The sequence below is a fragment of the Mycobacterium sp. DL99 genome (assembly GCF_004762045.1).
Taxonomy (GTDB): domain Bacteria; phylum Actinomycetota; class Actinomycetes; order Mycobacteriales; family Mycobacteriaceae; genus Mycobacterium.
In genome coordinates this window covers 3505823-3526408 of record NZ_SJOM01000007.1, presented here as the reverse complement: position 1 = coordinate 3526408, position 20586 = coordinate 3505823, and the positions used below count along the sequence as shown (strand labels likewise).

Here is a 20586-nt window from a genome sequence, read left to right as displayed (position 1 = left end):
GGACCCGCCGAAGTCTAATCACTTCCCGGCGGTGCTCGCTTTGAACTCGCGGCGGCGCCGGTGCAGGATCGGCTCGGTGTAGCCGTTGGGCTGCTGGGCCCCGGACAGGATCAGCTCCTGCGCCGCGCCGAACGCGATGCTGGCATCCGGGTTCGGTGCCATCGCCAGATAGTCGGGATCACCGGCGTTCTGCTCGTCGACGACGGCGGCCATCCGGCGCAGGCTGGCCTTGACGTCCTCTTCGGTGATGACGCCGTGACGCAGCCAGTTGGCCAGCAGCTGGCTGGAGATCCGCAGCGTGGCGCGGTCTTCCATCAGCGCGACGTTGTGGATGTCGGGCACCTTCGAGCAGCCGACGCCGGCGTCGATCCAGCGGACCACATAGCCCAGGATCGACTGGCAGTTGTTGTCCACCTCTTCGTGGATCTCCTCGGGTGACCAGGTCAGGGAGGAGTCCGCGAGCGGGATCGTCAGCAGTTCTTCGATCGTGGCGCGCTTCTTGCCGGCCAGTTCCTTCTGCACGGCCTCGACGTCCACCTGGTGGTAGTGCATCGCGTGCAAGGTGGCCGCGGTCGGCGACGGCACCCACGCGGTGGTGGCGCCGGCCTTGGGCTGACCGATCTTCTGCTCGACCATGTCGGCCATCAGATCGGTCATGGCCCACATGCCCTTGCCGATCTGGGCCTTACCGGCCAGGCCGGTGGCCAGGCCGACGTCGACGTTGTTGTCCTCGTACGCCTTGATCCACGGCTGGGTCTTCATGCCGCCCTTGCGGATCATCGGGCCGGCCTCCATCGAGGTGTGGATCTCGTCGCCGGTGCGATCCAGGAAGCCGGTGTTGATGAACACCACGCGGTCGGCCGCTGCCTTGATGCAGGCTTTCAGGTTGACCGTGGTGCGGCGTTCCTCGTCCATGATGCCGACCTTGAGGGTGCCCCCGGGCAGGCCCAGGACGTCCTCGACGCGGCCGAACAGCTCGCAGGCGAAGGCGACCTCGTCGGGGCCGTGCATCTTGGGCTTCACGATGTAGACCGAGCCGGTCCGGCTGTTGGTCAGCTCGCCGTTCTCTTCGGTGGACTTCAGCCCGTGCATGGCGATCAGTCCGGTGAACAGCGCGTCCTGGATCCCCTCGGGGATCTCGTTGCCGTCCGCATCAACGATCGCGTCGTTGGTCATCAGGTGTCCGACGTTGCGCACGAACAGCAGGCTGCGTCCGGGCAGGGTCAGCTCGCCCTCGCCGTCGGGCGTGGTGAAGGTGCGGTCGGGGTTGAGGACGCGGGTGAAGGTCTTGCCGCCCTTGGCGACCTCTTCCGTTAGATCGCCCCGGTTCAGGCCCAGCCAGTTGCGGTAGCCGAGCACCTTGTCATCGGCGTCGACGGCGGCCACCGAGTCCTCGAAGTCCATGATCGTGGTGATCGCGGATTCCAGGACGACGTCCTTGATGCCGGCGGCGTCGGTGGAGCCGACGGGGGAGTCGGGGTCGACGAGGATCTCGATGTGCAGGCCGTGGTTGACCAGCAGCACCGACCACTGCGGCTGCCCGAGTTCACCCGTGTAACCGACGAACTGTTCGGGGGTGGCCAGGCCGGCGGACAGACCGTCGCCGTACTCGACGAGCAACTGGCCTTCGTCGATCTTGAGACCGGTGGCATCGCTCCACGAGCCCGCGGTCAGCGGCACGGCCTGATCCAGGAAGTTGCGCGCATAGGCGATCACCTTGTCGCCGCGGACAGGGTTGTATCCGCCGCCGGACCCCGCCCCCGTCTCGGCGCCGCCCTCGTCACTGATGACGTCGGTGCCGTACAGCGCGTCGTAGAGCGAGCCCCAGCGGGCGTTGGCGGCATTGAGCGCGAAACGGGCGTTGAGGATCGGCACAACGAGCTGCGGGCCGGCGGTCGAGGTGATCTCGTCGTCGACGCCGGACGTGGTGATGGTGAAGTCGGCGGGCTCGGGCAGCAGGTAGCCGATATCGGTGAGGAACTGCTTGTAGGCCTCGGGGTCGACCGGCTCGAGCACGTGGGCGCGGTGCCACTTGTCGATCTGCGCCTGCAGATCGTCGCGACGGGCCAGCAGGTCCTGATTCTTGGGGGTGAGGTCGGCGACGACCTTGTCGACGCCGGACCAGAAGCTGTCCGGGTCGACGCCGGTGCCCGGCAGTGCCTCGTTCGTGATGAAGTCGTGCAGCACCTGTGCAACGCGCAGGTTTCCGACAGTCACGCGATTGGTCATGCGCGTTTCCTCCCTCGGCTCCAGGCACCGTGCGATGCCTGCCGTTTATCCAGCTTACCCATTGGTAACGTCGGCCTTTCAGCCGTCCAGCCTGGTGAGCAACAGCTCACACCGGTTTGCCAGAGTGACCCGCAACGGAGCCGCCCGCTCGGCGATGCGCTGTTGGGCCCTGACGTATTCGGCACGCCCGGCCGGTGTTTCGATGGCGATCGGCTCGAAACCATACTGCTTCAAGTCGTATGGGCTGGCACACATATCGAGCGCCCGCGCGTCGGCCGCGAGATCGAGCGCGTCCATCACCAATTCCGACGGCACCAGCGGACCCAGTTTGTAGGCCCACTTGTAGGTGTCCATGGCGGCGTGGATGCAGCCGGGCTGTTCGGTGTCGATCTGCTGGTCCCGGCTCAGTTGCCGGTCGTTGCGGGGAACGGCAGCGTCGGTGAAGAACCGGAATGCATCGAAGTGGCTGCACCGCAACGGCATTGATTCGACGACGGCATCGGTTCCGGCGGTGCCGAGGCGCAGTGGAACCTGGTCGTGGCGTAGCTGGGGAGTCCGGTAGACCATTGCCCATTCATGTAGGCCGAAGCAGTTCATCCGGGGTGCCCGGGTGGCGGTCGCGCGCATCAGACGTGCCACGAATCGGACCGTCTCGATGCGCGAGCGCAGGTATTCGTCCCGGACCGTGACGCCGTGCGGGTGTCGGCCGTACCCGGTGCGTTGCAGATAGGAGCCGGCGTTCTCGCCGGCGAGTACCACCCCGAACCCCGGATGCCATCGCCGTAGCTGCCGGGGACGGAGGCTGTAATAAGTGAACAGGAAATCCCATACCGGATGCGGTTCACCGGCGTGTTGGCGGCGCAGGTGTGGTGTGAGGAAGTCGTCGCTGCGGCGCCGGTGTGATTCTGCTCGGGCCGCCCAGTCCGGGGCCGCCAATACCTCTTCGGCTTCGGCGACACCCGGAAGGGTCAGCCCGGGCATGGTGCATCCCGTCGCTCTTCCATGTCTCCTCCACTGGGTGGCCCGCCGCCGCCGTGCGGCTTGAGCCTACCTGTGGCGTTGCGGGCTCAGCCGTGTGCGCCGGTGGTGACCACCAGCCGGCCCGTGGTCTGCCGGGCCTGCATCCGCTCCAGCTGTGCCGGCAGGTCCGACCAGGCCACCTGGGCGCCGATGACGGTCTGGATGGCCCCGGTACGCAGCATTTCGAGCAACTTGACGTGGGCATCGAGGCCCTCGGAGCGGGCGGGCCAGTTGAACCCGAGGGTGCGGCGGACCGCGAGCGGGTCGGTCACGTAGACCAGGCATACCCCGCACACGTCGAAGTTGCCGTAGGCGATGGGACGCGGCGAGAGGTAGTCGCCGTCCTCCAGCGCGATGTCCTCGGCGAATCCGGCCATCAGGTGACGCCCGTTGAAACCCATGCAGCGGAAGGTATCGGTGGTCACGCTCCCTCCGACCGCATCGAATGCGACGTCCACGCCGCGGCCATAGGTGAGGTCCATGACCTGCTCCACCCAGTCGCCGTTGCGGTAGTTGATGGCGTGGTCGGCACCGAGCCGGCGACAGAAGTCGAGCTTCTCGTCACTGCCCGCGGTGGCGATCACGCGGGCACCGAGAGCCTTGCCGAGCACCAGCGCGCCCGATCCGGTTCCACCGGCCGCCGCGTGCACCAGCAGCGTCTCGCCGGGCTTGAGCCGGCCCCTCTCGTGCAGCGCGAACCAACCCAGATGGAACGGGTAGTGCAGGGCGGCTCCGTCGGCGTCGCTGACCCAGTCGGGCAGCTCGAGGGCGGTCGCCGCATCGACGATCGCGTACGAGGCGTACCCGCCGAAGGCCATCGACGGGATGCCCACGATGCGCCGGCCCACCAGGTGCTCGGCGCCGAGCCCGGCGCTCTCGACGACGCCCACGGCCTCCATGCCGGGGATGAACGGCGGCTGCAGGGGCATGGTCGTGTACCGGCCCTGAATGACGTCGATGTCGTTGAAGTTCAGGCAGAAGGCCCGCACCGCGACCCGGATCTCACCCGGCCCGGGTGCGCGGACCTCCACGGTCTGGCGCTCGAGCACCTTCGCCGGATCGCCGAGGGCGATGGCCACCCAGGCTTCAGCCGAAATCGGTTTGGCTGCAGTCTCGTTCACTGTTTCTCCATTTCATGGTTGATGTTGAGGGAAGTCGCTTGGGCTCCTATGAACATTTGTTGTTACACGTTGTAACAACAAATGTGGCACCATGGCAATAGATGGTGGCGCCGCTGGAGCTGGACGGTGTGCCAGACTCGGCTGACCTGCCCGGCGATGTGAGGAGACAGCGTGGCGACGCGTTCGGCCGGCACTCGCCATCGGCGGCAGGGGTCACGTCCAGATCCGTCGATCGACCAGGCCGTGCTGAGTACGACCCGCCGACTGTTGGTGCAGCGTGGCTACGCGGCGACGTCCATCGACCTGATCGCCAGCACGGCCGGGGTCAGCCGGCCGACCATCTATCGCAGGTGGAAATCCAAGGCGCTCCTGGTCCACGAAGCGGTGTTCCCGGATCTGGACCCCGCTGCCCCGAGCGACGACGTCGCCACCGAGGTCACCCGGCTGTGTCGCGGTGCATTTCTGATGTTCTGCGATCCCGCTGTGCGGGAATCGATTCCGGGTCTGTTGACCGATCTGCGGGCGGACTCCGACATCCGCAGGCTCATGACGGAGCGGCTCGACGCCGCCGCGCGCACGCAGCTCGCGTCACTCGTGACCGCCGCCGCCTCGGAGGGGCTGGTCCGTCGGCAGGTCAATGTCGACACCATCATGGATGCGATCGGCGGGGCAGCCCTGTACGCCGTGTGCGTGCGCGGGATCGACGACGCGGAACAGGCCATCGAAAGTGCGGCCGTCGAACTGGCCGACCTGATTCTGCGTGGCCTGCTCGATCGACCCGGGGGATAGTCCCGCGCTCAGATGCGGTGCGTACCGTCGCGCACCGTTCCGACCAGGTCCTCTACCAGGTCCTCCAGTGCGACCATCGCGGTGACGGTGTCGTCCGCTCCGGTCACGAGCGCGAGGTGACTGTTGCTCCGCCGCATCCGCGACAATGCGTCGGGCAGCGGCGTCGAGGCCGGGACCCGCGGCAGCGGACGCACCATGGACACATCCAGCACCGCATCGGGGTCGTTGATGTGTGGCAGCACATCCTTGATGTGCAGATATCCGATGAACTCGCCGAACGAATCCGCCACCGGGAAGCGTGAGTACCCGGTCTCGGTGAGGGCCCGCTCCACATCGCCGACGGTCGGTCCTGAACCCGGCGCGGCCACCCGGATGGCGTGAATCTCGTTCAACGGCATCGCGACATCGCTGACCGAGCGGCTGCGGGTCTGCAGGGCCCGGGTCAGCCGACCGTGCTCTTCGGTGTCGAGCAGGCCCTCGGATACCGACTCCGCGATCATCTCGGCCAGTTCGACGGTCGACACGGCCGATTCCAGCTCGTCCTTCGGTTCGACGCGGAACGCCCGCAGGGTGGCGTTGGCACACCAGTTGTAGAACGCGATGAACGGCCGGGCCGCGCGGATGTAGACCAGATATGGCGGGATCAGCAGCATCGCGGCGGTTTCGGGTCCCGCGATGGCGATGTTCTTCGGCACCATCTCACCGAGCAGCACGTGCAGGATCACCACGATGGCCAGCGCGACGAAGAACGAGACCGTGTGCAGCACGGTGTCGGACACGCCGACCAACGCGAACGGCTTCTCCAGCAGATGCGCCACGGCCGGTTCGCCGACCCGGCCCAGCAGGATCGAGCAGATCGTGATGCCCAGCTGAGAGCCGGCCAGCATCAGTGAAAGGCGCTCGCCGGCCCGAATGACGGTGACGGCGCTGCGTTTGCCCTGTTCTGCCAGGGCCTGCAGCCGATCCCGGCGGGCCGAGATCAGCGCGAACTCCGCGGCCACGAAGAAGGCGTTGGCGGCCAGCAGCAGCACGGTCAACAGCACACCGAGGATGTCACCCATGACTGTTCTCCCGGTGGCCGAGGCTGGTCAGCTCGAGCAGGTCGATGCGGCGGCCGTCCATCCGCACCACCGTGGCCAGCCAGTGCGTCGGTTTGTCGGGGTCTCCGTCGGGATCGAAGGCGGCGAGCTCCACGGATTCGCCGGGCTCCGGTATGTGGCCGAGTTCCTGCAGGACCAGGCCTCCTATGGTCTCGTATTCGCCTTCGAGAGCCCGGAATCCGGTGCTGGTCGCCACCTCGTCGATGCGCAGCAGCCCGGATACCTGCCAGCCGTCCCCGGCCGGCACCACGTCGGGGGTGGCGTCATCGTGTTCGTCGCGCACGTCGCCGACGATCTCCTCGATCAGGTCCTCGACCGTCACCATGCCCGCGGTGCCGCCGTATTCGTCCACGACGAGCGCGGTCTGCAATCCGTTGGCACGGATCTGGGTCATCACGGCGTCGCCGTCGAGGGTGGACGGCACGGTGGCCACCGGCAGTGCCAGGGCGGCCAGCCGGGTCTTGTCCCGGTCCTCGCGCGGAATCGTGAACACCTGCTTGATGTGGACGACGCCGATGGTCTCGTCGAGGTCGCCCTCGACGATCGGGAATCGGGAGTAGCCGGTGCGGATCGCCGCCGACATCAGGTCGGCGACGGTGTCGCCTGCGTCGAGGACCTCGATCTTGGAGCGCGGGGTCATCAGTTCCTCGGCGGAGCGCTCGCCGAACTGCAGCGAGCGGTGCACCAACAACGCGGTGGACGGGTCGAGCGACCCGCTGCGGGCCGAGTTGCGCACGAGTGACGCCAGTTCCTGCGCCGAGCGCGCCGACCGCAGTTCCTCGGCCGGTTCGATGCCCAGCCGGCGCAGGATCCAGTTGGCGGTGCCGTTGGTCAGCCGGATGACCGGGGTGAACAGCATCGAGAACAGCAGCTGGAACGGTGCCGACGCGCGGGCCGTCGGGACCGGGCGGGCCACCGCCAGGTTCTTCGGCACGAGCTCGCCGAACACCATCGACAGTGACGTCGCGATGAGGATGGCAAGGAACAGGGACAGGCCGCCGGTGAATCTGGCAGGAATGCCGATGGCATCCAGGCCGGGGCGGATCAGTTCCCCGACGACGGGTTCGGCGAGATAACCGGTGGCCAGGGTGGTGATCGAGATGCCGACCTGGGCCCCGGAGAGCTGGAAGGACAGCGTGCGGTGGGCGCGGCGGACCAGCTGGTCGCGGCGGTCCCCGGTGCGGGCATTGGCCTCGACCGTGCTGCGCTCGAGTGCGGTCAGAGAGAACTCGGCAGCCACGAACACCGCGGTGCCGAAGGTGAGCAGGACGATCGCCAGGATCGACAGCAACGAGAGAAACACGTCCGCTGAGCTGCCCATCAGATTCTCACCAGGGGTACGCCGGGCCCGGGGCCCGGCCGACTAGAAGAGGGGTCGTCAGCTTCGGCGCTCAGAAGTGACTGCTGTTCCACCCGGAAGGCCGGTTCAGAACCGGAGGCCTCGGTGGGTGCCTGCGGCACGTGAACCCTTTCGTTCGATCTGACCGAGCGGGCGAAATGGGCAATCTGCCATCGTCCACTCGGTATCCAGGAAACCCAATAGTATCGCGACTCGGCGGATTACCAGCCCGTCGGTAGCGGATGCCCCTCGGCGAAACCAGCGGCCGACTGCACGCCCAGCACCACGTTCTCGTGCAGCTCGGCGAGGTTGGTGGCGCCGACGTAGGTGCAGGTGCTGCGCACCCCCGAGGTGATGTGGTCGAGCAGGTCCTCGACACCGCCGCGGCCCGGGTCGAGGCTCATCCGTGAGGACGAGATGCCCTCCTCGAACAGGGCCTTGCGGGCCCGGTCGAACTGGCCGTCTCCGGCGGTCCGGGCGGCCACCGCACGCTTGGAGGCCATGCCGTAGCTCTCCTTGTACGGGCGTTCCTCCCGGTCGTGCATCAGGTCGCCGGGGGACTCGTAGGTTCCGGCGAACCAGGAGCCGATCATCACGTTCGACGCCCCTGCGGCCAGCGCCAGCGCCACGTCCCGCGGGTGCCGCACTCCGCCGTCGGCCCACACGTGAGCGCCGAGTTCCTTTGCCGCAGCGGCACATTCGACGACTGCGGAAAACTGCGGTCGGCCGACGCCGGTCATCATCCGGGTGGTGCACATCGCGCCGGGCCCCACGCCGACCTTGACGATCGTGGCGCCGGCTTGGATGAGATCGCGGGTGCCCTCGGCGGAGACCACATTGCCCGCCGCCAGCGGCAGGCCGAGATCCAGGGCCGCCACCGACTTGATCGCGTCGAGCATCTTGAGCTGATGACCGTGGGCGGTGTCGATGACGAGCAGGTCGACCCCGGCCTCGGCCAGCGCGCGGGCCTTCGCGCCGACATCGCCGTTGATGCCGACGGCTGCGGCGATGCGCAGCCGCCCGGCGGAGTCGACGGCCGGGGTGTAGATGCCGGCCCGCACCGCAGCGGTGCGGGTCAGCACGCCGGCCAGGGAGCCGTCCGGCTCGGTGAGCACCGCGAGATCGATCGGCGCGTGCTCGAGAAGATCGAATACCTTCCGGGGATCGGTGCCCACCGGCGAAGTGACGAAGTCCGTCACCGCGACCTCACGGATCCGGGCGAACCGGTCCACCCCGGCGCAATTGGCCTCGGTGACCAGTCCGATCGGGCGTCCTTCGGACACCACCACCGCCGCGCCGTGCGCACGCTTGTGCAGCAACGCCGCGGCGTCGGACACCGAGTCGTCCGGGCCCAGCGTCACAGGCGTGTCCACCACGAGATCGCGGCTCTTGACGAACTGCACGGTGTCGGCGACCACGCCGCTCGGCAGGTCCTGCGGCAGCACCACGATGCCGCCGCGCCGGGCGATCGTCTCGGCCATGCGTCGACCCGCCACCGCCGTCATGTTCGCCACCACCACCGGGATGGTGGTGCCGGACCCGTCGGAGGTGGACAGATCGACGTCGAAGCGCGATGCCACATCCGACCGTCCGGGCACGACGAAGACGTCGTTGTAGGTCAGGTCGTACGGCGGGATGTGTCCGTTCAAAAACCTCACAACAACGAATCTACTCAGGCAGGCACTTCGCTGTGGTCGCCGCTCCAGAGCGTGTGGAACTTCTGACCGGGCTCGGCGTCGGTGCGTCCGTAGGTGTGCGCGCCGAAGTAGTCGCGCAGGCCCTGGGTCAGTGCCGCGGGCAGCCGCTCGGTGCGCAGCGCGTCGTAGTAAGACAGTGCCGACGAGAAACCGGGGACCGGGATACCGAGCTGGGTGGCGGTCACCACTACGCGGCGCCAGCTGTCGATCGCCGACTCCACCGCGCTGCGGAAGTACGGGGCGGCGAGCAATGTGGCCAGCTCCGGCTCCGCGTCGAAGGCTTCCTTGATCCGGTTGAGGAACTTGGCCCGGATGATGCAGCCGCCGCGCCAGATGGTGGCCAGATCGCCGGGATTGACGTTCCAGTTGTACTCGGCACTGCCGGCCTGGATCTGGTTGAAGCCCTGTGCGTAGGCGACGATCTTGGACGCATACAGCGCCTGGCGCACATCCTCGGTGAACTGCTTTGCGTCACCGGGCATTGCACCGAGCTCGCCGGAGGCCAGACCGGTGGCGGCCTTGCGCTGGGTGACCGAACCGGACAGTGCCCGCGCGAACACGGCTTCGGCGATACCGGTGACGGGAACCCCGAGGTCGAGTGCGGACTTCACGGTCCAGCGCCCGGTGCCCTTCTGCTCGGCCTCGTCCACGATCACGTCGACCAGCGGCTTGCCGGTCTTGGCGTCGACCTGACGGAGCACCTCGGCGGTGATCTCGACCAGGTAGCTGTCCAGTTCGCCCTTGTTCCATTCGGCGAACACGTCGGCGATCTCGGGCGCGGACTTGCCCAGCCCGTCGCGCAGCAACTGGTAGGCCTCGCCGATGAGCTGCATGTCGGAGTACTCGATGCCGTTGTGCACCATCTTCACGAAGTGCCCCGCCCCGTCCGGGCCGATGTGGGTGCAGCACGGCACACCGTCCACGTGGGCGGAGATCTCCTCCAGCAGCGGGCCGAGGGACTTGTAGGACTCGGCGGGGCCGCCGGGCATGATCGACGGGCCGTTGAGTGCGCCCTCCTCACCGCCGGAGATGCCCGCGCCGACGAAGTGCAGGCCGCGCTCGCGGACCGCCTTCTCGCGGCGGATGGTGTCGGTGTAGAGGGCGTTGCCGCCGTCGATGATGATGTCGCCGGGCTCCATGGCGTCGGCCAACTCGTTGATCACGGCATCGGTCGGGTCGCCGGCCTTGACCATGATGATCACCCGGCGTGGTTTCTCCAGGGCGTCAAGGAATTCCGCGATTGTCTCGCTGCGCACGAACTTGCCCTCGGAACCGTGTTCGGCCAGGAGTGCATCGGTTTTGGCGATCGACCGGTTGTGCAGCGCAACGGTATAGCCGTGGTGGGCGAAGTTGCGAGCGAGGTTGGAGCCCATCACGGCCAGGCCGGTGACTCCGATCTGCGCCGTACCGGAAGTGCTGGTCTTGCTCATGCAGCAGCCTTTCGTTGTTTTGTTGTAGCAGAACGCCTGTCGTGCAGCGCTTTATCCGAGTCCGGAGAACAGGCGGTGAAGCTCGGTGAGCCAGGGGACGGCGACGGCGACGGTGGGTACCACCAGAACCGCGGCCGCGGTCAGATAGGCGGTGACCGCCATGGCCACGCTGTTGGGCCTGCCGCCGAGGCGGCGCACCCGGATCACGGTGGTCGGTCCGCCGGCGGCCAGCGCGCCGGAGGGGGTGCGGCCGCCCGCGCAGGCGACCAACGCCCGGGCCAGGGGAGTGGGGCCCGCGGTCCGTACCGCGGCGTCGTCGGCCAGCAGCTCGATCAGCAGCCGGACCGCGTCCAGGGCGTTGGCGCTGCGGACGAACCGAGGGAAGGCGGCGTGGACGGCGGTGAACATCTCCAGGACCAGATCATGGCGTGCGCGCAGGTGGGCCCGCTCATGGGTGAGGATCGCGGCGACCTCGTTGTCGGACAACGTGGTCAGTGTTCCCTCACTGACCACGACGCGACTGCGGACCCCGGGCAGGCAGTAGGCGAGAGGCTGTGCGACGTCGAGGATGCGCAACCCGTCGCCGGCGAGCGGGCGGTGGGCCGTACAGAGGTGGGCCGGCACCGCGTCGCGCGACTTGCTGAGCAGGTCGACCATCATGCGGTGATGGGCGCGGCGGCGCCGGGTGGCCACCGCCACCTGGATCACCGCTACGCAGAGCCGCCCGCCGATGAGCAGGGTCAGGGTGAACACCACGACGTAGAGCAGCCACAACGGCAAACCGAGAGCGTCGATCTCACTGGTGATGGTTGCGGTCGGCCGGCCGTCAGGACCGGGAACGAACAGGCGGCTGGCGATCGCGATACCGGCCGAGAAGGCCGAGAGCACCGCGGCCAGTGCGATCGATTGCCACAGGACGATCGCCGCACGAGGGGCGCGCAGCGGCCACAGCGCACGGGCCAGCACTGCCGGCACTGGTCCCACCAGGGCCAGCGCGACGAGAGTGAAGGCCAGCGCGGACACGCCGTAAGTCTCTCTCAGGCAGTGCCCGAATTGCCAGCCGGTGGGGGCAGCTGGTGCTTGCTCTCCAGTTCGGCGAGCGCTCGGCGCAGTGCCCGGGCTTCGTCGACACCGACTCTCTCGACGAAATGGACCAGGGCGGCCTGGCGGCTGCCGGAGTCCGCGGCCTGGTCGAGGGCATCGACCATCAGGCCGGCGACCAGCTCGTCGCGGCCGTTGGTGGGCGCATAGCGGTGCGCACGGTCATCGCGGTGCTGTACGACCAGGTTCTTCTTCGCCAGTCGTTGCAGCACGGTCATGATCGTGGTGTAGGCCAAGTCGCGGCGGGCGGCCAGCGCCTCATGGACTTGGCGCACTGTTTGGGGTTCGGGCGCGGACCACAAGTGGTCCATCACCTCGCGCTCAAGCTCCCCGAGACGCGTCATTTTGGCCATGTTCCGTTCACTCTCCTGAGCAGTAAAGCCAGCGTACTACGGGTTTACTACCGCGCGTCGTATGCGTTTGGCGACGGCGCTCCAACTGCCTTCCATCGCGGTTTAGGGCAAGGTCAGCGCCATATATGGGGTCCGTTGTGAATCGAGTCACAGGAGGTAGCTCTCATCCTTCACGTGACTATAGTAAGGCTAACCTAAGTCAAACTGGAGCCTTCGGAGGTGACATGACGGTCTTGATCGAAGATCCGCTGATCGCGGGTATGGCCATCGAGCGGACGCTGCCGTTGCACGAGTCGAGTCGGCGTTTACGTGAGCTGTATCCGGAGTGTCCGCGGGTCTACGGTGTGGCCGTCGTGGGGGACCTGTCGCGCCGGCGGTGGTGGCCGCTGGCCGAGGCGTTGTCCGCCGATCGGTTGCAAGGCATGTTCGACGCCGCGATGGCCGAGACGGGTAATCGCGCCGCCGTCGCCCAGCAGTTGGCTGCCACGTTCACCCATGTGGTGATCGGCCGGGTGGTGCCGCTGCTGGTGCTGGAAGGGCGGGCCTGGGACACAGGCCTGGAGAACCTCTGGGTCCACGTCGATTCCGAGGGGGCGATCGACTGGGTCGGTGTCATCGATCCGACCCTGCGTGGGCTGCCCGGGGACCCCTATTTCGCGGGCCGGGCCGCCCGGTTTGTCAACGCATCCCATGACGGGATCGTCGCGCTGCCCAGCGAGGCCGCACTGACCACCTGGGTGGCGCATCGCAGTCATCGCGCGCTTGAGCCGCTGTTCGGCCGGTTGGTGCAGATCAGTGACGGCGCTGTGTCGGTCGCGACCATGTGGCACATGGTGGGCGCGGCAGTGGTCGGTGCGGCCACCCAGGTCCCGCTGCTGGCCGGGTCCAGCGAGGTGGTGAGCATGCGGCGTGGCCAGGCGGTGCTCGATGCCCTGGTGGGGTTCGGTCTGCCGGTCCGAGGCTCGGGCCGGGCGGGGAAGGTCTTGCTTAATTAGGATAGCCTTGCCTAGTATGTAGGGACGAGACTAACGGACCGTGCCGGAGTCCTGAGGGCTGCAGAGACCCCCGGTCCGCTCGAGGGCGGGTCCCGCGTTTGATACGCGGGACCCGCCCGCATCTTTGTGGCAATACGGCGTGTAGACACGAGGACTGTGACCACTGATTTCCCCGAAGGTCTGGGCAAAGGTTTCGACACCGAACTAGGCCTCACCTATCTCGAGCTCACCCCCGACGGCGGCCGCGCACAGCTGACGATCCATGACAAGCTGCTGCAGCCCTGGGGCATCGTGCACGGTGGCGTGTACTGCTCGATCGTCGAAAGCCTGGCCAGTGTGTCGGCCCATGTGTGGCTGTCGGAAAACGGCGGCGGCACCGTGGTCGGGGTCAACAACAACACCGATTTCCTGCGCGCGATCGGATCCGGCACTGTCACAGCGGTTTCGGAGCCGATCCACCGGGGCCGCCGCCAGCAGCTGTGGCTGATCACCATCACCGATGAGAACGGCAAGCTCGTAGCCCGCGGTCAGGTTCGGCTGCAGAACATTCCCGAGTAGCGAATTCGCCCGCCGGTCGTGCCGGGACAGCGAGCGCTGCCGAACCCCGCTCGCCGTGGCAGGATCGCGCACTATGCGTTTGACCCCGCATGAGCAGGATCGTCTGCTCATCTCGTATGCCGCGGAACTGGCGCGGCGCAGACAGGCTCGCGGCTTGCTGCTCAACCATCCCGAGGCCGTCGCGGTGATCACCGATCACCTGTTGGAAGGTGCCCGTGACGGTCGGACGGTTGCCGAGTTGATGGTTAGCGGACGCGATGTGCTGACCCGCGAGCAGGTCATGGAGGGAGTGCCCGAGATGCTGGATGACGTGCAGGTCGAGGCCACTTTCCCCGATGGCACCAAGCTGGTCACCGTCCACCACCCGATTGCCTGAGATCGCCATGGTTCCCGGCGAGATCGTGTTCGGTGACGGTGGCATCGCGCTCAATGCCGGTGCGCCGCGGTTGATGCTCGACGTCGTCAACACCGGTGACCGTCCGGTGCAGGTCGGCAGCCATGTGCACCTGCCGCAGGCCAACGCCGCCCTGGACTTCGACCGGTCCGCTGCCCGCGGTCACCGCCTCGATATCCCGGCCGGTACCGCGGTTCGATTCGAACCCGGTGTCGCCCAGCGCGTTTCACTGGTTCCACTCGGCGGCGCCCGCGAGGTTCACGGGATCAGTCTCGACCCGCCCGGCCGATTGGGAACCGAATGACCGAATTGACCCGGGCCCGCTACGCGGCACTGTTCGGCCCCACCACCGGTGACCGGATCCGGTTGGCCGACACCGACCTGTTCATCGAGATCACCGAGGACCGCAGTGGCGGCCCGGGCCTGGCCGGTGACGAGGCGGTGTTCGGCGGCGGCAAGGTCTTGCGTGAGTCGATGGGGCAGTCGCGGGCGACTCGCGCCGACGGCGCGCCCGATACCGTCATCACCGGCGCGGTGATCATCGACCACTGGGGAATCATCAAGGCCGACATCGGGATCCGCGACGGCCGCATCGCCGCCATCGGTAAGGCCGGCAACCCCGACATCATGACCGGTGTGCACCCGGATCTGGTCGTCGGTCCGTCGACCGAGATCATCGCGGGCAACGGTCGCATCCTGACCGCCGGCGCGATCGACTGCCACGTGCACCTGATCTGTCCGCAGATCATGGAAGAGGCCCTCGGCGGCGGCATCACCACGATCGTGGCCGGCGGTACCGGCCCGGCCGAGGGCAGCAAGGCGACTACGGTCACCCCGGGCGCCTGGCACCTGGCCAGGATGCTCGAATCGCTGGATTCCTGGCCGCTCAATGTCGCGCTGCTCGGCAAGGGCAACACTGTCAGTTCCGAGGCGATGTGGGAGCAGTTGCGTGGTGGCGCAGCGGGATTCAAGCTGCACGAGGACTGGGGCACCACGCCGGCGGCCATCGATGCCTGCCTCACGGTCGCCGAAGCCGCCGGGGTGCAGGTCAACATCCACACCGACACCCTCAACGAGGCCGGTTTCGTCGAGGACACGCTGGCTGCGATCAAGGGCCGCGGCATCCACGCGTATCACACCGAGGGCGCCGGTGGCGGGCACGCACCCGACATCATCACCGTTGCCTCGCATCCGAATGTGCTGCCCAGCTCCACCAATCCGACCCGGCCGCACACGGTAAACACCCTCGACGAGCACCTCGACATGCTCATGGTGTGCCATCACCTGAATCCGAGCGTGCCCGAGGACCTGGCATTCGCCGAAAGCCGGATCCGGCCGTCGACGATCGCTGCCGAGGATCTACTACACGACATCGGGGCCATCTCGATGATCGGCAGCGACTCGCAGGCGATGGGGCGGGTCGGCGAGGTGGTACTGCGGACCTGGCAGACCGCGCACGTAATGAAGCGCAGACGCGGAGCTCTCGAAGGGGACGGTCAGGCCGACAACAACCGCGTCCGCCGGTATGTCGCGAAATACACCATCTGCCCGGCCATCGCGCACGGCCTCGACGATGAGGTCGGGTCGGTCGAGGTCGGCAAGCTGGCCGACCTGGTGCTGTGGGAACCCGCGTTCTTCGGAGTGCGCCCGCACGCGGTGATCAAGGGCGGCATGATCGCCTGGGCGGCGATGGGTGACGCCAACGCGTCCATCCCCACCCCGCAGCCGGTGCTGCCGCGGCCGATGTTCGGTGCGGCCCCGGCCGCCGCGGCCGCCACCTCCGTGCACTTCGTCGCACCGCAGGCCATCGGGGACGGCTTGGCGGACCGCCTCGACATTCGTCGAAAGCTGGCTGCGGTCAAGAACGTTCGGCAAGTAGGCAAGGCGCAGATGCCGCTCAACGATGCGTTGCCGCACATCGAGGTCGAGCCGGATACCTTCACCGTTCGGATCGACGGGCAGGTCTGGCAGGAACAGCCCGCCGTCGAACTGCCCATGGCCCAGCGATATTTCCTGTTCTAGATGAGCAGCCTGGCAACGCTTCTGACCCTGGCCGACTCGCGGTTGCCGACCGGCGGTCACGTGCACTCCGGTGGCGTCGAGGAGGCGATCACCAGCGGTCTGCTCACCGACGTCGCCACCGTGCGCGCATACCTGGTCCGGCGGGTTCGCACCAGCGGGCTGGTCGCCGCCTCGATCGCGGTGGCGGTACAGACCGGGACCCTGGGCCCCGAGGTTGCCGACGTCGAAACCGACGCCCGCACACCAGCTCCGGCGGCGCGCGAGGCCTCGCGCGCCCAGGGCCGCGGATTGGTCCGGCTGGCCCGGCGGGTCTGGCCTCAGGAGTCGTGGGACGCGCTCGGACCCCGGCCGCATCTGCCGGTGGCGGCCGGCGCCGTCGGGGCAGCCGCCCAGCTGGATCCGGGCCAGACGGCACTGTCGGTGGTGTACACCACCATGACCGGCTCGGCCACCGCCGCGCAGCGTCTGCTCGCGTTGGATCCGGCCGATGTCGCAGCGCTGACCTTCGAGCTGTCGGGGTTGTGTGACGCGGTGGCGGCCGAGGCGGTCACCGGACTGGCCGACCTGTCCGATCCCTTGCTCGACGTCCTGGCGCAGCGGCACACCGAACGTGACCGGCCGCTGTTCGTCTCGTAAATCCGTAGTTCGATCTCGAAAGGCCCACCATGCCACCGCATTTCCTCGACGGCGAGCCCCACACCCACGTCGACCGGCCCAAGCGGGTGCGCCACCCCGGCGAGCCGCTGCGCATCGGCGTCGGCGGCCCCGTCGGGTCCGGAAAGACCGCGCTGGTGGCTGCCCTGTGCCGGCAGTTGCGCGATGACCTGTCGCTGGCCGTGCTGACCAACGACATCTACACCACCGAGGACGCCGACTTCCTGCGCAGGCATGCGGTGCTGCCCGACGAGCGGATCGCCGCGGTCCAGACCGGGGGATGTCCGCATACCGCGATCCGCGACGACATCACCGCCAACCTCGATGCCATCGACGACCTGATCGAGGCGAACCCCGCACTGGACCTGATCCTCGTCGAATCCGGTGGTGACAACCTCACCGCGACGTTCTCGTCGGGCCTGGTGGACGTTCAGATCTTCGTCGTCGACGTGGCCGGCGGAGACAAGGTGCCCCGCAAAGGTGGGCCCGGCGTGACGTACTCGGACCTGCTGGTGGTCAACAAGACCGATCTGGCGCCGTTGGTGGGTGCCGATCTGGACGTGATGCGACGCGACGCGGCCAAGGTCCGCGCAGACAGACCGACGGCGCTCATCTCACTGACCGAGGATCCGTCGGCGGGTCCGGTGCTGGCCTGGGTGCGTGAGCAGTTGAAGGTCGCGCAGGCGCCGTCGGCGTGATGCATCCGAACGTGGTTGTCGTGGCCTCGCCGGGACGGTTGCCGCGGATCGAGGCGCGCGGCGGGCTGGCGGGACGCTGCACCGAACCCGATACGGTCCATCTGATCTCCACGGCGGCCACGCCGCTCGGCGGCGACACGCTCACGGTGCGCGTGGTGGTGGAAGCCGGTGCCCGGCTGCGTATCCGCACCGCGGCCGCGACGATGGTGCTGCCCGGCGGCCACACATTGCGGTCGGTAGCGCAGTGGGAGATCGAGGTGGCCGGCCAGTTGGACCTCGATCCGCAGCCGACTGTCGTGGCCGGCGGCTCGGTGCATCACACCACGACACGACTGCGACTCGCCGAGTCCGCGCAGGTGCGGATACGGGAGCGGGTCCAGATCGGCAGGTCCGGTGAGCAGGAAGGGTTCTGGTCGTCAGCGCTGTACGCCGACGTCGAATCGACGCCGCTGTTGCGTCATCGCATCGAACTCGGCTGCGGGGCCGTTGGCGACGATGTGCTGGCCGCACCTCGGGCCTGCATCAGCGAATTGCGTTATCCCGCAGCTTCATTCGAGGCGCACGGGACTGTGCTGGAGCTGGCCCGCGGCGGCAGCCTGGCCACCTGGCAGGGGGACCGGCTGCCGCCTCAGACAGCAGAAGGCACAGAGGCCTAGGACGCGGCTTTCTCGGTTTCCTGCACGGAAGCCGCGATTTCCTCGAGTTCTTCGATTCTGGTGCGGGCGTAGGCCTGCTGCTCGGTGATGGTGAGCTGCCCCCGCTTGGTGCTCAGGAACGTCACACCCCAGGACAGCACCGTCACCAGCCGGCTCTTGAACCCGACGATGTACACCAGGTGCAGCACCAACCAGCACACCCAGGCGAAGAACCCGGAGAACTCGATCGGGCCGACCTTGGCGACCGCAGAGAACCGCGACACCGTGGCCATCGAGCCCTTGTCGAAGTACTCGAACGGGGCCCGGATCTTCGGGCTGGTGCCGGCGACCTCGCGCTTGATCAGCTTGGCCGCGTAGCGGCCGCCTTGGATCGCGCCCTGGGCGACGCCCGGCACCCCGTCCACAGCGGCCATGTCGCCGACCACGAACACGTTGGGATGACCGGGGATCGTCAGGTCGGGATCCACCTTGACCCGGCCCGCCCGGTCCAGTTCGACCCCGGACTGCTCGGCCAGATCCTTACCCAGCGGGCTGGCCGAGACGCCTGCCGACCACACCTTGCAGGCCGATTCGATGCGTCGCAGCGTGCCGTCGGAGTCCTTGACCGTCAGGCCGTTGCGGTCGACGTCGGTCACCATGGCGCCGAGCTGAACCTCGACCCCCATCTTCTCCAGCCGGGCCTGGGCCCGTTTGCCCAGTTTTTCGCCCATCGGCGGCAGCACCGCGGGCGCGGCGTCGAGCAGGATCACCCGGGCCTCGGTGGGATCGATGTGGCGGAAGCTGCCACGCAGGGTCTGGTCGGCCAACTCGGCGATCTGCCCGGCCATTTCGACACCTGTCGGACCGGCGCCCACCACGGTGAAGGTCAGGAGCTTGGCCCGGCGCACCGGGTCGCTGGAACGCTCGGCCTGTTCGAACGCGCCGAGGATGCGGCCACGGAGCTCCAGCGCATCGTCGATCGACTTCATACCGGGAGCGAACTCGGCGAAATGATCGTTGCCGAAGTAGGACTGCCCGGCGCCCGCGGCGATGATGAGACTGTCGTACGGAGTGGAGTAGGTGTGTCCGAGCAGCACCGAATCCACCGTCTGGTTTTCCAGATCGATGTGGGTGACGTCGCCCAGCAGCACCTGGGCGTTCTTCTGCTTGCGCAGGATCACGCGGGTGGCCGGGGCGATCTCGCCCTCGGAGATGATGCCGGTGGCCACCTGGTACAGCAACGGCTGGAACAGATGGTGGGTGGTGCGGGCGATCAGCTTGACGTCGACGTCAGCACGTTTGAGGGTCTTGGCGGCGGTCAGACCGCCGAAACCCGATCCGATGATGACTACCTTATGCCGATCCGATGCCGTAGCTCCGGGATGGCTCATTGCTGCTCCTCGCGGACGTGTTTGCCACTCGATACAACCGATAGGTTAGTCGGCGCGATTCCCCGCAGCGCGGTGAGATGGGCAACCGCACCGAACGTTTACCCCGAAATCAGTGTTTCAAGACTTCAGCTACCCCGAAATCAGTGGTTTCAAGACTTCGGCCACGGCAGTGATACCGCCCGGTACGTATCCGCCCATGGTCACCGGGCTGAGGATGACGCCGTCGACCCCGGTGTCGAAGAGCTTGGTCTTGAGCTGCTCGGCGATCTGCTCGGCGCTACCGAACACGGCGCGCTGCTGGAAGTCGGGCGGGATGGCGTCGGCGGTGAACTGCTCGCCGATCAGGGCGATCACCAGCATGCTGGTTTCCAACGTCGCCGGGTCACGGTCGATCTGCTCGCACTGCTGCCGGATGACGTCGAGCTTGCGGGGCAGTTCGTCGAAGTTGGCGATGATGTTGAGATGGTCGAAATGCCGCGCGGCCAGCGGGATCGTCTTCTTCTCTCCGCTGCCGCCGATCATCAGCGGAATGTGATCGCGGAAGCGGGGATTGGCCATCGCCTCGACCGTGCGATAGTACTTGCCGCTGAACGTCGGGCGCTCGCCGGCGAGCATCGGAAGGATGATCTGCAGCGCCTCACCGAGCTTGTTGAAGCGGTCGGTGAAGGTTCCGAACTCGTAGCCGAGGCTGTCGTGCTCGAGCTCGAACCATCCGGTGCCGATGCCCAGAATCGCTCGGCCCGCACTGACCACGTCGAGCGTGGTGATGGCCTTGGCCAGCAGCGTGGGGTTGCGGTAGGTGTTGCCGGTGACCAGGGTGCCCAGCTGCACATTTTGCGTCGCGGTGGCCAGTGCACCCAGTGCGGTGTAGGCCTCCAGCATCGGCTGGTCGGGGGTGCCGAGGCCGGGCAACTGATAGAAGTGGTCCATCACGAAGACGGAGTCGAAGCCCGCGGCCTCGGCTTCCTGCGCCTGGGCGATGACGGTGGGGAACAGTTCGGCGACACCGGTGCCGTAGGAGAAATTGGGTATCTGGAGTCCGAGTCGGATCGTCACTCCA

The 20586-nt window shown here is 67.5% G+C and carries 20 protein-coding genes; 9 read left to right on the top strand and 11 right to left on the bottom strand.

The features are described 5' to 3' along the window. Nucleotides 1-18: 18 nt before the first annotated feature. The 3 genes from EYZ64_RS17395 to EYZ64_RS17385 all read right to left on the bottom strand — a co-directional run bounded on the left by EYZ64_RS17395 (nt 19) and on the right by EYZ64_RS17385 (nt 4370). Nucleotides 19-2229 carry a malate synthase G gene (locus EYZ64_RS17395; protein WP_135455122.1) on the bottom strand — a complete coding sequence of 737 codons (2211 nt, stop codon included), beginning with the start codon at nt 2227-2229 and terminating at the stop codon, nt 19-21. 78 nt (nt 2230-2307) lie between these two features. Then, nucleotides 2308-3210, bottom strand: a complete 903-nt coding sequence (locus tag EYZ64_RS17390; protein WP_135455120.1) for a 3-methyladenine DNA glycosylase — start codon at nt 3208-3210, stop codon at nt 2308-2310. Nucleotides 3211-3296: 86 nt separating this feature from the next. Then, entirely contained in the window at nt 3297-4370 is a 1074-nt protein-coding gene (locus tag EYZ64_RS17385) for a zinc-binding dehydrogenase (RefSeq protein ID WP_135455117.1), read from the bottom strand. A gap of 171 nt (nt 4371-4541) precedes the next feature. Between EYZ64_RS17385 and EYZ64_RS17380 the strand changes: the two genes are divergently transcribed. Next, complete coding sequence (locus tag EYZ64_RS17380; protein ID WP_135455115.1) at nt 4542-5159, top strand: TetR/AcrR family transcriptional regulator; 618 nt, start codon at nt 4542-4544, stop codon at nt 5157-5159. An 8-nt stretch (nt 5160-5167) separates the two neighbouring features. Here the strand turns inward: EYZ64_RS17380 and EYZ64_RS17375 are convergent, their stop codons facing one another. The 6 genes from EYZ64_RS17375 to EYZ64_RS17350 all read right to left on the bottom strand — a co-directional run bounded on the left by EYZ64_RS17375 (nt 5168) and on the right by EYZ64_RS17350 (nt 12179). Continuing rightward, nucleotides 5168-6220 carry a hemolysin family protein gene (locus tag EYZ64_RS17375; protein ID WP_135455113.1) on the bottom strand — a complete coding sequence of 351 codons (1053 nt, stop codon included), beginning with the start codon at nt 6218-6220 and terminating at the stop codon, nt 5168-5170. After that, a complete protein-coding gene (locus tag EYZ64_RS17370) occupies nt 6213-7580 on the bottom strand; it encodes a hemolysin family protein (RefSeq protein WP_135455111.1) in 1368 nt (455 codons plus the stop codon). The genes EYZ64_RS17375 and EYZ64_RS17370 overlap by 8 nt, the downstream gene beginning before the upstream one ends. A gap of 239 nt (nt 7581-7819) precedes the next feature. Beyond that, complete coding sequence (locus EYZ64_RS17365; RefSeq protein WP_135455109.1) at nt 7820-9256, bottom strand: GuaB1 family IMP dehydrogenase-related protein; 1437 nt, start codon at nt 9254-9256, stop codon at nt 7820-7822. A gap of 14 nt (nt 9257-9270) precedes the next feature. Next, the gene (gene gnd / locus EYZ64_RS17360) at nt 9271-10725 is read right to left on the bottom strand and encodes an NADP-dependent phosphogluconate dehydrogenase (protein ID WP_135455107.1); all 1455 of its coding nucleotides are present in this window, start codon (nt 10723-10725) and stop codon (nt 9271-9273) included. Nucleotides 10726-10776: 51 nt separating this feature from the next. Continuing rightward, entirely contained in the window at nt 10777-11748 is a 972-nt protein-coding gene (locus EYZ64_RS17355) for a M56 family metallopeptidase (RefSeq protein WP_135455105.1), read from the bottom strand. A gap of 14 nt (nt 11749-11762) precedes the next feature. Next, nucleotides 11763-12179, bottom strand: coding sequence for a BlaI/MecI/CopY family transcriptional regulator (locus EYZ64_RS17350; protein ID WP_044518806.1), 417 nt, complete (start codon nt 12177-12179; stop codon nt 11763-11765). A 224-nt stretch (nt 12180-12403) separates the two neighbouring features. On the opposite strand from EYZ64_RS17350, the gene EYZ64_RS17345 reads away from it, so the two are divergent. The 8 genes from EYZ64_RS17345 to EYZ64_RS17310 all read left to right on the top strand — a co-directional run bounded on the left by EYZ64_RS17345 (nt 12404) and on the right by EYZ64_RS17310 (nt 18156). Then, nucleotides 12404-13174, top strand: coding sequence for an iron reductase (locus tag EYZ64_RS17345; RefSeq protein ID WP_135455103.1), 771 nt, complete (start codon nt 12404-12406; stop codon nt 13172-13174). Between the two features lie 156 nt (nt 13175-13330). After that, the gene (locus EYZ64_RS17340; protein WP_135455101.1) at nt 13331-13732 is read left to right on the top strand and encodes a PaaI family thioesterase; all 402 of its coding nucleotides are present in this window, start codon (nt 13331-13333) and stop codon (nt 13730-13732) included. Nucleotides 13733-13805: 73 nt separating this feature from the next. Continuing rightward, the gene (locus EYZ64_RS17335; RefSeq protein ID WP_135455099.1) at nt 13806-14108 is read left to right on the top strand and encodes an urease subunit gamma; all 303 of its coding nucleotides are present in this window, start codon (nt 13806-13808) and stop codon (nt 14106-14108) included. Between the two features lie 7 nt (nt 14109-14115). After that, a complete protein-coding gene (locus EYZ64_RS17330) occupies nt 14116-14430 on the top strand; it encodes an urease subunit beta (protein WP_135460081.1) in 315 nt (104 codons plus the stop codon). After that, a complete protein-coding gene (locus EYZ64_RS17325; protein WP_135455097.1) occupies nt 14427-16148 on the top strand; it encodes an urease subunit alpha in 1722 nt (573 codons plus the stop codon). Before EYZ64_RS17330 ends, EYZ64_RS17325 begins: the two co-directional genes overlap by 4 nt. After that, a complete protein-coding gene (locus EYZ64_RS17320; protein ID WP_135455095.1) occupies nt 16149-16784 on the top strand; it encodes an urease accessory protein UreF in 636 nt (211 codons plus the stop codon). A 29-nt stretch (nt 16785-16813) separates the two neighbouring features. Beyond that, nucleotides 16814-17500 (top strand): urease accessory protein UreG, encoded by a 687-nt coding sequence (gene ureG / locus EYZ64_RS17315; RefSeq protein WP_135455094.1) that lies wholly within the window; start codon nt 16814-16816, stop codon nt 17498-17500. Further along, nucleotides 17500-18156 (top strand): urease accessory protein UreD, encoded by a 657-nt coding sequence (locus EYZ64_RS17310; RefSeq protein ID WP_135455092.1) that lies wholly within the window; start codon nt 17500-17502, stop codon nt 18154-18156. The genes ureG and EYZ64_RS17310 overlap by 1 nt, the downstream gene beginning before the upstream one ends. Here the strand turns inward: EYZ64_RS17310 and EYZ64_RS17305 are convergent. Next, on the bottom strand, nt 18153-19526 hold the full coding sequence (locus tag EYZ64_RS17305; protein WP_135455090.1) for an NAD(P)/FAD-dependent oxidoreductase: 1374 nt from the start codon (nt 19524-19526) through the stop codon (nt 18153-18155). The two genes, EYZ64_RS17310 and EYZ64_RS17305, sit on opposite strands and share 4 nt — an antisense overlap. 129 nt (nt 19527-19655) lie before the next feature. Continuing rightward, entirely contained in the window at nt 19656-20582 is a 927-nt protein-coding gene (locus EYZ64_RS17300) for an LLM class F420-dependent oxidoreductase (protein WP_135455087.1), read from the bottom strand. Nucleotides 20583-20586 lie beyond the last annotated feature (4 nt).

Excerpts from the sequence above, each read along its gene's own strand:
- EYZ64_RS17395 (WP_135455122.1), bottom strand. The coding sequence starts at position 2,229 with ATGACCAATCGCGTGACTGTCGGAAACCTGCGCGTTGCACAGGTGCTG.
- EYZ64_RS17390 (WP_135455120.1), bottom strand. The coding sequence starts at position 3,210 with ATGCCCGGGCTGACCCTTCCGGGTGTCGCCGAAGCCGAAGAGGTATTG.
- EYZ64_RS17375 (WP_135455113.1), bottom strand. The coding sequence starts at position 6,220 with ATGGGTGACATCCTCGGTGTGCTGTTGACCGTGCTGCTGCTGGCCGCC.
- EYZ64_RS17370 (WP_135455111.1), bottom strand. The coding sequence starts at position 7,580 with ATGGGCAGCTCAGCGGACGTGTTTCTCTCGTTGCTGTCGATCCTGGCG.
- gnd (WP_135455107.1), bottom strand. The coding sequence starts at position 10,725 with ATGAGCAAGACCAGCACTTCCGGTACGGCGCAGATCGGAGTCACCGGC.
- EYZ64_RS17350 (WP_044518806.1), bottom strand. The coding sequence starts at position 12,179 with ATGGCCAAAATGACGCGTCTCGGGGAGCTTGAGCGCGAGGTGATGGAC.
- EYZ64_RS17345 (WP_135455103.1), top strand. The coding sequence starts at position 12,404 with ATGACGGTCTTGATCGAAGATCCGCTGATCGCGGGTATGGCCATCGAG.
- EYZ64_RS17335 (WP_135455099.1), top strand. The coding sequence starts at position 13,806 with ATGCGTTTGACCCCGCATGAGCAGGATCGTCTGCTCATCTCGTATGCC.
- EYZ64_RS17330 (WP_135460081.1), top strand. The coding sequence starts at position 14,116 with ATGGTTCCCGGCGAGATCGTGTTCGGTGACGGTGGCATCGCGCTCAAT.
- EYZ64_RS17325 (WP_135455097.1), top strand. The coding sequence starts at position 14,427 with ATGACCGAATTGACCCGGGCCCGCTACGCGGCACTGTTCGGCCCCACC.
- EYZ64_RS17320 (WP_135455095.1), top strand. The coding sequence starts at position 16,149 with ATGAGCAGCCTGGCAACGCTTCTGACCCTGGCCGACTCGCGGTTGCCG.
- ureG (WP_135455094.1), top strand. The coding sequence starts at position 16,814 with ATGCCACCGCATTTCCTCGACGGCGAGCCCCACACCCACGTCGACCGG.
- EYZ64_RS17310 (WP_135455092.1), top strand. The coding sequence starts at position 17,500 with ATGCATCCGAACGTGGTTGTCGTGGCCTCGCCGGGACGGTTGCCGCGG.
- EYZ64_RS17305 (WP_135455090.1), bottom strand. The coding sequence starts at position 19,526 with ATGAGCCATCCCGGAGCTACGGCATCGGATCGGCATAAGGTAGTCATC.